The sequence below is a fragment of the Streptomyces showdoensis genome (assembly GCF_039535475.1).
GTDB classification, from domain to species: Bacteria; Actinomycetota; Actinomycetes; order Streptomycetales; family Streptomycetaceae; genus Streptomyces; species Streptomyces showdoensis.
The window spans coordinates 1,868,506-1,882,767 of the sequence record NZ_BAAAXG010000026.1 but is presented as its reverse complement, the minus strand read 5'-3'; the positions used below and the strand labels follow the sequence as shown (position 1 = coordinate 1,882,767).

Below are 14,262 nucleotides of genomic sequence, written 5' to 3'. Positions count from 1 at the left end.
ACGGGAGCCCCGGTCCCCTCGGGAGGCGCGCTTCGTCGCACGGGCTCCCACGCGCATCATGACACGATCGGCCCGGAGATGTAGATCCCCTCTTCGTCATACGGAAACGCGTTCGATCGGCAGCCGTTCAGCCCCTTGATCTGCTGCATCATCACGGGGGCCGGCCTGCCCGGTCCCGGGCAGCCGAGGTGGTTCCGGAGGCCGATCTCGTGACCGACCTCGTGGTTGATGATCAGATGCCGGTACTCGGCGGCCTCGCCCGCGAAGGTCGGGGACCCGAGCACCCACCGCCGCAGATTGACCACGACACCGGCGGTGGTCTCGCAGTTCAGCTCCCCGTGCGTGTCCATGCCGTTCTCCCGGCAGAGCCGGTCGGCGGTGTCCGGGGTGGCGATCCGGATGACGAAGTCGGCGTCCTCGGAGACCAGCTGGAACCGGCCACGTCCGTGCGCCGCCCAGCCGCGCGGGTGCGCGAGGATCCGCTGGATCTCGGCGGCGGCGGCGCGCGCGGAGACGGCGACGCCGTCCTCGACCTCCACGCGGTAACGCCGCAGGGACCCCCCGCTGCCGACGGCGGCACCGGAGGCCCGCGCGACGGTGAAGGTCCCGGTCCCGGACCGCGGCACGGACCGCTTCCCGGAGGCGGCCTCGGGGGTGCGGGTGGGCCCGGGCCTCACCGTGGCCGGAGGCGGCGCGGCGGTCGCACGGCCCGTGGCGGTCCCGGCCCCCGGAGCCGCGGAGCCGGTACGGCTCCCCCGCTCACCGCCGTAACGGGCGAGGGCGACACCCCCGCAGAGCGACACGAGGACGAGCAGGAGCACGGGAAGCCGCACCCCCCGTCCGTTCCGCGGACGGCTCCGCGAGGCGACGCGCTTGCCCAAGACAGCCTTCTCCCCGTGCGTGGGCCGGGACGGGGGGAGAAGGACGTGGGGGGCCTCCGCACCGGCCGCCGGCTCCTGCGGTCCGGAGGATGCTACCGACCCTTCGAACACGCCCGAACACATCGGGCACGACGGCCGGATCTCCCCCGTCCCGCGAGCGGAGGGGGAGATCCCGGCCCGGGGGCCTCAGCCCAGGGTGTCGGCCGCGGTCTGCGAGGAGTCCCGCAGGAAGGTGGCGCAGCGCTCGTGCTCCTCCTTCTCGCCGATGTCGCCGGCCGCGCGGGCCAGGGCGTGCAGGGCGCGCAGGAAGCCGCGGTTCGGCTCGTGCTCCCACGGCACCGGACCGTGGCCCTTCCAGCCGTTGCGGCGCAGCGCGTCCAGCCCGCGGTGGTAGCCGGTACGGGCGTAGGCGTACGACTCGATGACGTTGCCGCGCTCGTACGCGTCGTCGGCGAGCTGCGCCCAGGCGAGCGAGGAGGTCGGGTACTTCGCGGCGACGTCCGCCGGAGCGGCCCCGCCGGCCAGCAGCTCGCGCGGCTCCGGGTCGTCGGGCAGGTGGGTGGGGGCCGGTCCCCCCAGCAGGTTCTCGTGGATGGCCATGCGCCCCAGTCTGCCTCAGGAACCACGCCCGGGAGTCAGCGGCCGACGGGCGCGAGGGGGCCGGGGGCGGAGCGGGGGCAGGGGTGTCCGGACGTGGCGGCGCCCGTAACGAGCGAAGCGAGGTGAAGGTCGCAGTCCGGACACCCCTGCCCCCGCGGAGCCCCCGGCCCCCGGCCCCCGCCGCACCACCGGCTTCAGGCCTTCGCACCGCCCCTGGTGATCAGGCGCCCCCTCCCCGGTGATCAGACCTCCTCCCCCGGATCCAGCGGCGGCGAGGCCATCGCGCAGTGGTACCGGCACTCGGGGTGGCAGCTCAGCCGCGGCGGCGGACGCACGAGGACCCAGGCCAGGACGGCCCCCGCCGCCAGCAGCCCGGCGAGCAGCGGCATCGCGGTGCGGAAGGTGGCGCCGAACTCCTCCGCCGAGCGGTACGCCTCCGGGCTCATCCCCGTCAGCGCGGGCAGCGCGGCCACCGCGAGCAGCCCGGCGGCCCGTGCCGCCGCGTTGTTGATGCCGCTGGCCAGCCCCGCCCGGGTCACCGGCACCGAGGCCAGCACGGTGGCCGTCAGCGGGGCGACCAGCGTGGTCATGCCGAGCCCGAGGACGAGCATCGCGGGCAGCACGTCCGTCAGGTACGAGACGTCCTCCCCGACCCGCAGCATCAGCAGCATCCCGGCCGCGCACAGCAGCGGCCCCACGGTGAGCGGCAGCCGCGGCCCGGTGCGCTCGCCGAGCTCGCCGGACTTGGCGGAGCCCAGCAGCATCAGGACCGTGGTCGGCAGCATGGCCGTGCCGGCGGCGAGCGCCGAGTAGCCGGAGACCACCTGGAGCTGGAGCGCGGCCAGGAAGAAGAACCCGCCGAACGCCCCGTACACGCACAGGGTGACCAGGTTGACCGCGGTGAAGAGCCGGGACCGGAACACCGAGGGCGGCGCCATCGCGTCCTCGCCCCGCCTGCGCTCCACGCCCACGAACGCGCCGCCCAGCACGGCCCCGGCCGCGCCCGCCCACCACACCTGCGCGATCAGCGCGTACGTCACGAGGGCGAGCCCCGCCGCTCCCAGCACCGCCCCGAGCACGTCGAAGCGCCCGTGGGCGGTCTCGTCGCGCGACTCCGGCACGTGCCGCAGCGCCACCGGCACGCAGACCAGCGCGAGCGGCACGTTCAGGAAGAAGACCCAGCGCCAGCCGGGCCCGTCGACCAGCCAGCCGCCCACGAAGGGCCCGACCGCGGCCCCCACCCCGCCGAAGCCGGACCAGAGCCCGACCGCCTTGGCCCGGTCGTCCTCGTGGAAACTTGCCTGGATCAGCGCCAGCGAGCCGGGGGTGAGCAGCGCCCCGCCGACGCCCTGGAGGGCCCGCGCCGCGATGAGGACGCCCGCGTTCGGGGCCAGCCCGCACAGCAGCGAGGCCACCGCGAACCAGACCACGCCGATCACGAAGATCCGGCGCCGCCCGTACCGGTCGCCGAGCGAGCCGCCGAGCAGGATGAGCCCGGCGAGGGTCAGCATGTAGGCGTTGACGGTCCACTGCAGGTCGGCGATGTCGGCGCCCAGGTCCTCGCCGATGTGGGGCAGGGCGACGTTGACGACGGTGGAGTCGAGCAGCGCCATGCCCGAGCCGAGGACCGTGGTGAACACGATCCAGCGCCCCGTGCCCGAGGCGAGCCGGATGTCCATGCCTGCATGGTCCCGCGAACGCGGGAACCCCGCCCACCGGAACGGTGGACGGGGCCCCTGCGAGCTCAACGCACTCAGCGAGTGAAGTTGAAGTACTTCCACGGCCCGTAGACCGTGCTGTTCACGTTGTCGCCCGAGGCGCCGTCGATGTACGACGAGCGGACGCGGAACTTGTAGCCGGCCAGGACCGGGTCGCCCTGGAAGCGCACGTACGCCTTGCCGTACCGGTCGAGCGCGAACCACTCCGGACCGAGGTCGCGCCAGGCGCCCTGGATCCACATCTGGGCGTCGTTGCGGGTCAGGCGGTTCGGGTACGCGTTGTGCCAGGTGGTGATCAGCACGTAGTTCGACGTCCGGTACGTCTGGTAGTTGACGTTGCCGATCTTCGTCCACTTGTAGTGGCGCGAGAGCGTGGTGGACACGCCGGCACGGGTGTAGACGCCCGACACCGCCTGCGCCCAGCCGTTGCGCGCGTCACCGGCGAAGACCGCGGTCACCGTGGTGTCGCGGGACATCCACATGGACGCGGAGAGCTTGCCCTGCGCGTTGACCGTGCCCCGCTTGAGCAGGCGCTTGGGCTCGTAGCCCCACGGGTCGGCCCAGATCTCCACGACGCGGTTCTTGTAGGTCGGGCCGAGGGTGGCCGTGTACGTGACCGTGGTCGCGTAGTTGTGGATGCTCTTGTTCTTGTCGAGCGTGATCGAGGTCTTGTTGTGCGAGACCTTGACCAGCGCGGTACCGGACGCCGCCGAGTGCTGCGCGTCGCCCGCGTACGCCACCTTGTAGGTGACGTTGCCGGCGACGGCCGGGGTGTCGGTGAAGGAGAACGCGCCGTTCGCCCCGAGCGGCTTGGTGCCGAGGGACTTGCCGGCCGGGTTCTCCACGTCGAAGCGGGTCACCGCGAGCGGGGTCCCGGCCGGCAGCGCCAGGGTGGCCGCGACCGAGCCGCTGACCGTCAGCGCCTTCTGCACCGGAGCGGTGGCCGGGACCCGCACGGTGACCGCCGGGGCGGACTTGGTCGGCTCGTCCAGGACGTGCAGGCGGACCATGCCGTTGTAGTTGTTCGTCACCGCGAACAGACGGCTGCCGTTCGGCTCCCAGGCGAGACCGCCGTCGGCGAGGTCGTCCCCGCCGCTGCTGGACCCGGTGCTCGGGAAGTCGTACGTGCGGACCGCGGTCTTGGTGGCCGGCTTGTAGACGAAGACGTCCTTGCCGTACGACGAGTCGGAGCCCGCCGCGACGGTGCCGTCCGGGGCGATCGCCACGGCCGCGCCGTGGTAGTCGCTCGGGAGGGTGTCGACCTCGGTGAGGTCCGAGGTCTGCCACACGTGGTGCACGTTGCCGGCGTTGGCCGTCACCAGACGGGTGCCGTCAGGCGTGAACGCCAGGTCGTTGGTGACGCCGGACAGCGTGCTGTCGTTGCGCGCGGTGCGGTTCGCCGTGCCCGAGGTCACGTCGTACGTGGCGACCTTGAAGCGGTTGTAGTACGAGGACGCCGCGGCGATCGTGTTCGGGTTGCCGGGCGAGGCGACGAGCCTCGGGGCGCCCGAGTAGTTCGTCTCGTCGTCCTGGGCGAGCTTCACGACCGGGTCGGTGCCCGAGAGGTCGAGCGAGCCGATGTCGCCGTGGTCGGTGCCGGTCGGCTCGTAGCCGAACCAGATCTTGCCGCCCGCGAGCGCGAGGTGCTTCGGGTCGGTCTTGTCACCCGTCGCGTAACGGGCCGTCTCGGTGACGGTCGTGGTGTCCACGGCGACGACGGAGTCGGCGCCCGGGACCGCGGCGTACAGGCTCGCGCCGTCCGCGGAGAGCGCGAGGCCGGTGACGCCCGGCAGACCGGTCACGGTCGCGAGCACGCGGCCCGCGTAGTCGGTCGCGACGACCTTGCCGTAGGCAGGGTCGCTGATGAAGATCTTCTGGTGGACGCCGTCCACCACGAGGTCGCCCACGGACGACACCGGCAGGAGCACGCTGCTGTCCGCAGCCGCCGAACCCGCCGTACCCGCGACCAGTGCCGCGGAGCTGAAGAGGACCGCGAGCGACGTCGCGGCCGAGAGAGTGCGCTTACGCACGATGAAGAGACCCCCCAAAAATGGCCTCCGGCCCCCAGAAACGGGGCACGGTGATCCGCAGCCTAGATCACGCCCCCGACAGCGCGCCTCCCGGTATCCGTCAAGCGCTCAACTTCACCGAATGTCGACTTGTCGCCCCTTTCAGCCGCGCAGCCGCGTCGCCGCCCGTACGAGCGCGTCCACCCCCCGCTCGGCCTTGGCCCGGGGGCAGCCGACGTTGAGCCGGACGAAGCCGGGGGTGCCGTAGACCCCGCCCGGCATGATGGCGACCCGCTCGACGGTGACCAGCTCCTCCTGGAGCGCGGACTCGTCGATGCCCAGCGGACGCAGGTCGATCCAGGCGAGGTAGCCGGCCTGCGGCGGGGACCAGACGACGCCCGGAAGGCCCTCGGCGATCCGCTCCTCCACCAGGCGCATCGTCCCGGCGACATAGCCGCGCAGCGCGTCCAGCCAGGGCGCGCCGTGGCGGTAGGCGGCGATGTGGGCGGTGAGGGAGAGCACCGCCGGGGAGGCCAGGCCCTCGCCCGTCTCCATGCGGCGGACGAACGCGACCCGCTCGTCCGGGTCGCCGAGAAAGCCGTAGGAGCCCGAGAGCGCGGGGAAGTTGAAGGCCTTCGTTCCGGAGGTGACCATCGCCCAGCGACGGCCCCGGCCCGGCTCCGCGACGGCCGCCCACGGCACGTGGCGGTGGCCGTCGGCGGTCAGGTCGGCGTGGATCTCGTCGCTGACGACGGCGACCTCGTACCGCTCGGCGAGCCGTGCGAACTCCTTGAGCTCGGCCGCCGTCCACACCCGGCCGGTCGGGTTGTGCGGGGAGCAGAGCAGCAGCATCCGGCTGTCGGGCCGGGCCAGCTCGCGCTCCAGGGCCTCCGGGTCGTCGAGCGGCACCCCGCGCAGCTCGCGCCCGAGACCGGTGACGGCCTTGCGGAAGCCGTCGTAGGTGGGGGTGTGGACGACGACGCCGTCACCGGGCCCGGTCCACATCCGCAGCAGCTGGGAGAGCTGGTTGAGCACCGAGGGCGCGTAGACCATCGCCTCGGGGTCGACGACGGTCCCGTACCGCTCCGCGTACCAGTCCCGGACGGCCTCCCGGAACGCGCCGAGCCGCCAGTCGGTGTAGCCGAAGACGCCGTGGCCGACCCGCTCGCGCAGGGCGTCGAGGACGGCCGGCGGGGAGGCGAAGTCCATGTCGGAGATGGTGAAGGGCAGCAGGTCGGGGTCGCCGAAGCGGTCCGCTATGCCGTCCCACTGCACGGACCAGGTCCCGCGCCGGTCTATCTCCCGGTCGAAGTCGAACTCGGACACCCTGCCTCTTTTCCGGATACGACGAGGGGCCCGGCCCCGTCGGAACGGTGCCGGGCCCTCGTGGACTGCCTGACTGCTGCGGCGTGGTGCCTACTTCAGCTTGGTGCCGGCCGAGCGCAGCGCGACACAGGCCTCGCCGACGCGGGCGGCCATGCCGGCCTCGGCCAGCTTGCCCCAGGTGCGCGGGTCGTAGGTGTTCTTCTTGCCGACCTCGCCGTCGACCTTCAGGACACCGTCGTAGTTGCGGAACATGTGGTCCACGACCGGGCGGGTGAAGGCGTACTGGGTGTCGGTGTCGAGGTTCATCTTCACGACGCCGTTCTCCAGCGCGGTGGCGATCTCCTCGGCGGTGGAGCCGGAGCCGCCGTGGAAGACGAAGTCGAACGGGGAGGCCTTGCCGTACTTCTCGGAGACGCCCGCCTGCAGGTCCTTGAGCAGCTCGGGGCGGAGCACGACGTTGCCCGGCTTGTAGACGCCGTGGACGTTGCCGAAGGACGCGGCCAGCAGGTAGCGGCCCTTCTCGCCCAGGCCGAGGGCCTCGGCGGTGCGGATGGCGTCGTCGACGGTGGTGTACAGCTCGTCGTTGATCTCGTGGGTGACGCCGTCCTCCTCGCCACCGGTCGGGGTGATCTCGACCTCAAGGATGATCTTGGCGGCAACGGCCTTCGCCAGCAGCTCCTGGCCGATGGCCAGGTTGTCGGCGAGGGTCTCGGCGGAGCCGTCCCACATGTGCGACTGGAAGAGCGGGTTCAGGCCGCGGGCCACGCGCTCGGCGGAGATGTCGAGCAGCGGGCGGACGTAGCCGTCCAGCTTGTCCTTCGGGCAGTGGTCGGTGTGCAGCGCGACCGTGATGTCGTACTTCGCGGCGACGATGTGCGCGAACTCGGCCAGGGCGACGGCGCCCGTGACCATGTCCTTGTTGTACTGGCCGCCCAGGAACTCGGCGCCACCGGTCGAGATCTGGATGATGCCGTCGCTCTCGGCCTCCGCGAAGCCGCGCAGGGCGGCGTGGAGGGTCTGGGACGAGGTCACGTTGATGGCCGGGTAGGCGAACTTGCCTGCCTTCGCCCGGTCGAGCATCTCGTTGTAGACCTCGGGGGTTGCGATGGGCATTCGTCCGCTCCTTGTGATGTGCGGGTGTGTGCGTTGCTAGGCCCTGACCTGGGGGCGACGTCATCGTCGCCGTCCATCTTTCCAGACTCCTGTGCGGGCTCCCACGGGCCGTACGGACACAAAGGCGGGGTGTTTCACGTGAAACACCCCGCCTTTGGATAAAACTGCAGGTCAGGACCGTATCTCCGGGGGTCCCGGGACCTAAGTCACGACTTGACGGCGGTTAGGCCAGTCCGAGATCCGAGAGCTGGTAGCCGGTGAGGTACGTCAGCCCGGCCCCGGCGATCGCGTCGGCCGCGCCCCGGTCCACGATGGTCGCCACGGCGACGACCTCGCCGCCCGCCTCACGGACCGCCTCGACGGCGGTCAGCGGCGAGCCGCCCGTGGTGGAGGTGTCCTCCACCACCAGGCAGCGACGGCCCTTGACCTCGGTGCCCTCGATGCGGCGCTGCATGCCGTGGGCCTTCTGGGCCTTCCGCACGACGAACGCGTCCAGGCGCGCGCCGCGCGCGGCCGAGGCGTGCAGCATCGAGGTGGCCACCGGGTCGGCGCCCAGGGTCAGACCGCCCACGCAGTCGAAGTCCAGCTCCGCGGTCAGGTCGAGCATGACCTGGCCGACCAGCGGCGCGGCCTCGCCGTCCAGGGTGATCCGGCGCAGGTCGATGTAGTAGTCGGCCTCACGACCCGAGGAGAGGGTCACCTTGCCGTGCACCACGGCCTTGTCCTTGATCTGCTGGAGCAGCTCAGCGCGTACGTCAGTCATGCTGACGAGCTTAAAGCCGCTCGCTCAGAGGCGACGCCAGCGCCAGGTGGTCGCGAGCTCCAGGGGGTCGATCGGGGTGACCAGCCGCGGGTCGGTGTTGAGGCCGTTCGGGGGGCCGGACTGGGGCTCGACGCAGACCGCGTCCGCCGGCTCGTCGTAGATCACCAGCCACTCGGCCCGGCTGGTCAGGCGCAGCTCCAGCTGCTCCGGCCAGGTGAGGGTGATGTCGACGCCCCCGGGCATCCCGAAGCAGTCGTCCCAGGGCCGGGGCGTCGGCGCGATGCGGCGGCCGGTGGGGAGGTGGTCCTCGCCGCGCTCCTCCTGCCAGCCGGGGGTGAAGTCGAGCTCCACCTCTCGGCCGCCGAGCGTGCGGTGGAACCAGGGGTGCCAGCCGACCTGCGCGGGGAAGGAGTCCGTCAGGGTCTCGATGCCGAGCTGGAGGGTGAGGGAGTCCTCGGTCAGCTCGAAGGTCTGGGTGACCCGGCCGGCGTACGGCCAGGGCTCGGCGAGCTCGGTGGTGAAGGCCGCGGTGGTCTCCGTGACGTGGGCGGTCTTCCACGGGACGTCGCGGACGGTGCCGTGCAGGGCGTGCGGGGCGGCGTGCTCGCTGACGGGGAGCTGGTGGACGGTGCCGCCGTTGCGGAAGCGCCCGTTCGCGGTGCGGCCCGCCCAGGGTGCCATCACGAAGGCCCCGTAGTGCGCTCCCTGGAGCAGCAGTTCGGTGCCTCCGATGCGGAGGCCGTCGATGCGGCAGCCGTGCTCGGGGTCGATGGTCAACTCGGCGTCGCCGGCCGTCAGTCGCGTCAGAGTGCTCACGTCACGACCTTATGGCCTGGCCCGACGCGGCGTCAGCGGCGCCGCCGCCAGGCCCGGCCGACGACGACCGCGGAGGCGATCGCCAGTGCGGCGGCGGGGGCGATCCAGCGCAGCGTGGCGGTGGCGCTGGAGGTCTCGGGGGCCGGGACCGGGGCGTAGCGGCCGCGCGGCGGGGCGTGGTCGACCTCCTCCGCGCTGCGGCCGATCATCGTGCGGCGGGCGTGGGCGGCCTCCGCGGCGGGCGGGGCCAGGGGGTCGGCGTCGGTGCGGGCGGCGCCGCCTTCCAGCGCCTCCGTGATGTCGAGGGCGTCCAGCGCGTCGAGGGTGTCCGCGGGCGGGGGTTCCTCCGCGCCGTCGTCCACCCCGTCGTCGTCCGTGTCGGTCTCGGCGGCCAGCTCCGCCTCCACGTCGGCCACGGCCACCAGCGCCTCCGCGAAACGGTCGAGCAGCCGGGCGCCCGCCGCGCCGCGGGCCTCGGGGTCGGCCTCGGCCAGCCGGCCGGCCGCCTTGACCCGGCCGGTGAAGGTGAGCGTGGTGCCCTCGGCCACCGGGGTGAGCGTGAGGGTCAGCTCCAGGGCCGCGGAGCCCTTGCCGCGGACCTCGCTGCCCTCGCCCTCGACGGCGAAGGCGCCGCCGTCGCGTGCGGTGAGGCGCAGGGCGCCGCGGTAGGTGATGGTGTTGCCGCCGACCCGGACCTTGAGGCGCCCGGCGAGCGGGTCCGCGTCCGTTTCGGCGTCCTGCTGGAGGCCGGGGACGCAGCGCGCGACCCGCGCCGGGTCCGTCAGCGTGGCGCGCAGGACCTCGGCCGGGACCGGGACGAACACCTCATGCTCCATGGGAGCCGAGCCTACTCAGGCGCGGGCCGCCCGTCGCCTGTTTGCGTCCCACCGGGGGCCGGGGCGGCTTCGGGCCGTGCTCAGTAGCGCGGGTGCACGAGGGTCGACGGCGGGAGGCCGGTCCGCTCGGCCGTGCGGGTGCGCTCGATGCGGGTCTCCGCGGTCGTCAGCGAGCCGGGGGTGAGGGAGCGGAGGCGGGGCGCGGTCGGGGACAGGGCGAGGAGCGGGCGGTGGGGGGTCCTGGCGGCCAGCAGGTAGCCCCAGGGGCTCGCGGGGCCGGCCGGGGGCGGGCCGGCGGTCCGCGTCGCCCGGGCGGGCGGAGCCGCGGCCGCGTACGGACGGGTGGCGAAGCCCGCGGCGCGGAGGGTCGCGTCGACGGTCCAGTAGGTGCGGGGGCGGGCGGCCGCCGAGCCGGCGTGGACGACCAGGCGGCCGCCGTCGGCCAGCCGGGCGGCGACGAGGCCGTAGAACTCCGCCGAGTAGAGCTTGGCGCCGGCGGTGAGGCCGGGGTCGGGCAGGTCGGAGATCACCACGTCGTACCGTTCCTGCACGGGCCCGGGCGGCCGCAGCAGGCGGAAGGCGTCGCCGTAGACGACGGTGACGCGCGGGTCCCGGAAGGCCTGCCCGTTGAGCGCGGCCAGTTCGGGGTCGGTGCGGACCAGGTGGACCACTCCGGGGTCGAGCTCGACGACCGTGACCGCGCGGACGTCGGCGTAGCGCAGCACCTCGCGGGCGGCCAGTCCGTCGCCGCCGCCGAGGATCAGCACGCGGGCGCGGGGCCCGTTCATCGCCGGGTGCACCAGGGCCTCGTGGTAGCGGTACTCGTCCCGGCCGCCGACCCGCAGGCGGCCGTCGAGGAAGAGGTCGGGCGGGCCGCCGTGGCCGCCGGTCACCACCACCTCCTGGAGCGAGGTGCGGACGGCGACCCGTACGTCGGGGCCGTAGACGGCGCGGCGCGCGGCCTGCTCGAAGTCGTCCGCGAGGGCGGTCGCCGTGCCGAGGACGGCGAGCACGGCGAGGTTGGCGCCGACGAGCAGCCACCGGGAGCGGGGGGTCAGGTCGCGGCGGAACAGCCAGAGCACGAGGGCGCCGCCCGCCACCGCGTTGACCGCGCCGGTGACGAGGGCTCCGGTGAGCTGGCCGAGCCAGGGCAGGAGGAGGAACGGGAAGGCCAGGCCGCCGACCAGGGCGCCGACGTAGTCGGCGGCGAAGAGGTCGGCGACCGTGCCTGCGGCGTCCTGCTCCCGCCGGGCACCCCGCTGGATCAGCGACATCAGGAGCGGGATCTCCGCCCCGATCAGCACCCCGATGGCCAGCGAGAACGCCACCAGGACGTACCGCGCCTCGCCCAGCCAGGCGAAGGCCGCGTACAGCACCATGGCCGAGCAGCCGCCGATCAGCGCGAGGCCGCACTCGACCAGGCCGAAGCCGACCGCGGCACGGCAGCGCAGCCGCTTGGCGAGCAGGGAGCCGACACCCATCGCGAAGACCATGACGGAGAGCACGACGGACGCCTGGGTGACCGAGTCGCCGATCAAGTAGGAGGCGAGCGCCACCAGTTCCAGCTCGTACACCAGACCGCAGGCGGCGCACACGAACACCACCGCCAGGACCGGGTACCGCACCGCCCGCGGCCGTTCCGGCGGCAACCGCACCGCCCGCTGGGGTGGCGGGGGCGCGGTCACGGGCGGGTCGATCATGCCCGTAACGCTACGTCACGGATCCGTTGCCACTTGTCACCCACACGAGTGCATCCGGGGTGAACGGACGGCGCATCGGAGTGTCGCGGGCTTCGCATCAGAGCATCGCGGGCATACGGGCGCCGATCCGGGTTCTGGTGACCACCAACTGCCCTTCCTGCGGGTACGCGTGCCAGGTGCGCCAGCGCACCTGGCCCTCGTGGCGCTGCGCCAGCATCGCCGTGAAGGCGTGCGGCGAGCCGGGGAAGGTCCCCGCGAGGCCGTGGGGGTGGTCGGCGACGAGCGCGAGCAACTCCTGCGCGCGGCCCGCGAACGAGCCCTGCGTCAGGGTCTCGACGCGCGCCGCGAACTCGTACTCCCACTCGCCCACCCGCTTGGACACCCCCAGCGGCAGTGGCGTGCTGCTGCCGGGCATGCAGGCGACGGTCTCCGAGCAGTTGCGTTCCGCCTCCTCCAGGAGCACCTGGTGGGAGGCGCCGAGCAGCCGCAACTGCAGCTTCGCGCCGGATAGTTCGAGGTCGAGCACGGCGAGCGCGGGCAGCGGGTCGCGCCCCAGCGCCCAGGCCAGGTCGGCCGCGCGCGTGTCGGTGTAGGAGGTCTTCAGGGTCGTGAGCATGGGTCGGCTCCGCAAACACGGTTTGACGGGTGGGCCGGGGGGCGTCCCGGCGAAGGGCTTCGACCGGGAGTGGGGATCGCCGGCTCGGGTCCACACACGGTCCGAGGGCTGGATGTTCTCAACAGCGAGGGAATCATGAACCGCGGGCAGCTCACAGCGTTTTTACCCAACTTGGCGTGGTTTCCATCCCCTCGGGGGCCCCTCGGTTCAACTGTTCAGTCGGAATCGATCGCGTGGTTCCCACACATGCCCAACGGAAGCGCGTACGACCGCCGTTGCGCGCGTCAGCTCCCGCCGCCGCAGCCACCGCCGCCGCCCCCGCCACAGGACGACCCGCAGGAGGACGAGGAGCCGCAGGAGGAACCGGTGCCGCAGCCGCCGCCGCTGCCCCCGCTCGACCAGCCGCCGCGCCGGCGCCGGCGCCGCCTGTTCGACCCGCTCCCCTTCACCGCCGAGGTGAAGCCGATGACCACGATCGCGAAGGCCACGATCAGAAACGCTTCCATGTCGTCCCCCGTACTGGTGTGCCGTTGTCGTGCGCCGTTTCCCGGCGTGCGAGGGGGATTCCCGGCCCGAACCGCGCCCAAAGCACACTTGAGCAAGTCCAGAGCTTCACCCGAGGATGACGGGCATGACACGACCGCTGCTCAACCGCCGGCTCGCGGAGTTCGGCACGACGATCTTCGCCGAGATGTCCGCGCTCGCCACCCGCACCGGCTCGATCAACCTGGGCCAGGGCTTCCCCGACACCGACGGCCCCGAGGAGATCCGCGAGGCCGCGGTCCGGGCCCTGCGCGAGGGCCACGGCAACCAGTACCCGCCGGGCCCCGGCGTCCCCGAGCTGCGCACGGCGATCGCCGAGCACCAGCTGCGCCGGTACGGCCTGGAGTACGACCCCGACAGCGAGGTCCTGGTCACCGCCGGGGCCACCGAGGCGATCGCCGCCGCGCTGCTCGCCCTGGTCGAGCCGGGCGACGAGGTCGTCGCCCTGGAGCCGTACTACGACTCGTACGCCGCCTGCATCGCCATGGCCGGCGGCACCCGCGTGCCGGTCACCCTCCGCCCGCACGACGGCGCCTTCGCGCTCGACCTGGACGAGCTGCGGGCCGCGGTCACCGAGCGGACCCGGCTGATCCTCCTCAACACCCCGCACAACCCCACCGGCACCGTGCTCAGCCGCGCCGAGCTCACCGCGATCGCCGAACTCGCCCAGGAGCGCGACCTGCTCGTCGTCACCGACGAGGTCTACGAGCACCTGGTCTTCGACGGCGCCGAGCACGTGCCGATCGCCTCGCTGCCCGGCATGCGGGAGCGGACCGTCACCATCGGCTCCGCCGGCAAGACGTACTCCTTCACCGGCTGGAAGGTCGGCTGGATCACCGCCACCCCCGAGCTGACCGGCGCCGTCCGCTCCGCCAAGCAGTTCCTGACCTACGTCTCCTCCGGCCCCTTCCAGTACGCGGTCGCCGAGGCGCTGCGCCTGCCCGACGCCTACACCGACGGGCTGCGCGCCGAGCTCCAGGCCAAGCGGGACCTGCTGAGCGAGGGCCTCGCCGCCGCGGGCTTCGGCGTCCACCGGCCGGCCGGCACCTACTTCGTCACCACCGACATCCGCCCGCTCGGCGAGACCGACGGCTTCGCCTTCTGCCGGGCGCTGCCCGAACGCGCGGGCGTCGTCGCCATCCCCAACGCGGTCTTCTACGACCACCGGGAGGAGGGCGCGCCCTTCGTGCGGTTCGCGTTCTGCAAGCGCGTCGATGTGCTCCAGGAGGCGGTGGACCGGCTGAAGGGGCTGGCCTGAGGACGGTCCCGGTGCGCGGGTAGGGTCCCCCTCGCCCTGATCGCGAACGATCACGGCGCCATGACCATGGGGGGTACCCGCAC

The 14,262-nt window shown here is 73.1% G+C and carries 13 protein-coding genes; 1 reads left to right on the top strand and 12 read right to left on the bottom strand.

The features are described from left to right. Nucleotides 1-56 precede the first annotated feature (56 nt). The 12 genes from ABD981_RS21575 to ABD981_RS21520 form a co-directional block, all read right to left on the bottom strand. Nucleotides 57-833 (bottom strand): DUF3152 domain-containing protein, encoded by a 777-nt coding sequence (locus ABD981_RS21575; RefSeq protein WP_240495385.1) that lies wholly within the window; start codon nucleotides 831-833, stop codon nucleotides 57-59. A gap of 234 nt (nucleotides 834-1,067) precedes the next feature. After that, complete coding sequence (locus ABD981_RS21570) at nucleotides 1,068-1,481, bottom strand: DUF3151 domain-containing protein (protein ID WP_046910340.1); 414 nt, start codon at nucleotides 1,479-1,481, stop codon at nucleotides 1,068-1,070. A gap of 242 nt (nucleotides 1,482-1,723) precedes the next feature. Beyond that, complete coding sequence (locus ABD981_RS21565) at nucleotides 1,724-3,160, bottom strand: MFS transporter (RefSeq protein WP_046910339.1); 1,437 nt, start codon at nucleotides 3,158-3,160, stop codon at nucleotides 1,724-1,726. A gap of 74 nt (nucleotides 3,161-3,234) precedes the next feature. After that, nucleotides 3,235-5,229, bottom strand: coding sequence for a hypothetical protein (locus ABD981_RS21560; protein ID WP_046910363.1), 1,995 nt, complete (start codon nucleotides 5,227-5,229; stop codon nucleotides 3,235-3,237). A 141-nt stretch (nucleotides 5,230-5,370) separates the two neighbouring features. Continuing rightward, on the bottom strand, nucleotides 5,371-6,534 hold the full coding sequence (locus ABD981_RS21555; protein ID WP_165590993.1) for a MalY/PatB family protein: 1,164 nt from the start codon (nucleotides 6,532-6,534) through the stop codon (nucleotides 5,371-5,373). Between the two features lie 90 nt (nucleotides 6,535-6,624). Continuing rightward, on the bottom strand, nucleotides 6,625-7,647 hold the full coding sequence (gene fbaA / locus ABD981_RS21550; RefSeq protein ID WP_046910337.1) for a class II fructose-bisphosphate aldolase: 1,023 nt from the start codon (nucleotides 7,645-7,647) through the stop codon (nucleotides 6,625-6,627). Between the two features lie 223 nt (nucleotides 7,648-7,870). Beyond that, entirely contained in the window at nucleotides 7,871-8,410 is a 540-nt protein-coding gene (pyrE, locus tag ABD981_RS21545; protein WP_046910336.1) for an orotate phosphoribosyltransferase, read from the bottom strand. A 24-nt stretch (nucleotides 8,411-8,434) separates the two neighbouring features. Continuing rightward, entirely contained in the window at nucleotides 8,435-9,226 is a 792-nt protein-coding gene (locus ABD981_RS21540; RefSeq protein WP_046910335.1) for an aldose epimerase family protein, read from the bottom strand. A 32-nt stretch (nucleotides 9,227-9,258) separates the two neighbouring features. Continuing rightward, nucleotides 9,259-10,062 (bottom strand): SRPBCC family protein, encoded by an 804-nt coding sequence (locus ABD981_RS21535; RefSeq protein ID WP_046910334.1) that lies wholly within the window; start codon nucleotides 10,060-10,062, stop codon nucleotides 9,259-9,261. A gap of 80 nt (nucleotides 10,063-10,142) precedes the next feature. Beyond that, on the bottom strand, nucleotides 10,143-11,762 hold the full coding sequence (locus ABD981_RS21530) for a polyamine aminopropyltransferase (protein WP_123954929.1): 1,620 nt from the start codon (nucleotides 11,760-11,762) through the stop codon (nucleotides 10,143-10,145). A gap of 97 nt (nucleotides 11,763-11,859) precedes the next feature. Beyond that, nucleotides 11,860-12,378, bottom strand: coding sequence for a DUF2617 family protein (locus tag ABD981_RS21525; protein WP_046910333.1), 519 nt, complete (start codon nucleotides 12,376-12,378; stop codon nucleotides 11,860-11,862). Nucleotides 12,379-12,662: 284 nt separating this feature from the next. Next, nucleotides 12,663-12,884 (bottom strand): hypothetical protein, encoded by a 222-nt coding sequence (locus ABD981_RS21520; protein ID WP_123954928.1) that lies wholly within the window; start codon nucleotides 12,882-12,884, stop codon nucleotides 12,663-12,665. Between the two features lie 125 nt (nucleotides 12,885-13,009). On the opposite strand from ABD981_RS21520, the gene ABD981_RS21515 reads away from it, so the two are divergent. Next, nucleotides 13,010-14,179, top strand: a complete 1,170-nt coding sequence (locus ABD981_RS21515; RefSeq protein WP_046910332.1) for a pyridoxal phosphate-dependent aminotransferase — start codon at nucleotides 13,010-13,012, stop codon at nucleotides 14,177-14,179. The last annotated feature ends 83 nt before the right edge of the window (nucleotides 14,180-14,262 follow it).

What these genes read in the sequence shown, in the direction of transcription:
- fbaA (WP_046910337.1), bottom strand. Translation starts at nt 7,647, where the DNA reads ATGCCCATCGCAACCCCCGAGGTCTACAACGAGATGCTCGACCGGGCG.
- ABD981_RS21535 (WP_046910334.1), bottom strand. Translation starts at nt 10,062, where the DNA reads ATGGAGCATGAGGTGTTCGTCCCGGTCCCGGCCGAGGTCCTGCGCGCC.
- ABD981_RS21570 (WP_046910340.1), bottom strand. Translation starts at nt 1,481, where the DNA reads ATGGCCATCCACGAGAACCTGCTGGGGGGACCGGCCCCCACCCACCTG.
- ABD981_RS21520 (WP_123954928.1), bottom strand. Translation starts at nt 12,884, where the DNA reads ATGGAAGCGTTTCTGATCGTGGCCTTCGCGATCGTGGTCATCGGCTTC.
- ABD981_RS21515 (WP_046910332.1), top strand. Translation starts at nt 13,010, where the DNA reads ATGACACGACCGCTGCTCAACCGCCGGCTCGCGGAGTTCGGCACGACG.
- pyrE (WP_046910336.1), bottom strand. Translation starts at nt 8,410, where the DNA reads ATGACTGACGTACGCGCTGAGCTGCTCCAGCAGATCAAGGACAAGGCC.
- ABD981_RS21530 (WP_123954929.1), bottom strand. Translation starts at nt 11,762, where the DNA reads ATGATCGACCCGCCCGTGACCGCGCCCCCGCCACCCCAGCGGGCGGTG.
- ABD981_RS21525 (WP_046910333.1), bottom strand. Translation starts at nt 12,378, where the DNA reads ATGCTCACGACCCTGAAGACCTCCTACACCGACACGCGCGCGGCCGAC.
- ABD981_RS21565 (WP_046910339.1), bottom strand. Translation starts at nt 3,160, where the DNA reads ATGGACATCCGGCTCGCCTCGGGCACGGGGCGCTGGATCGTGTTCACC.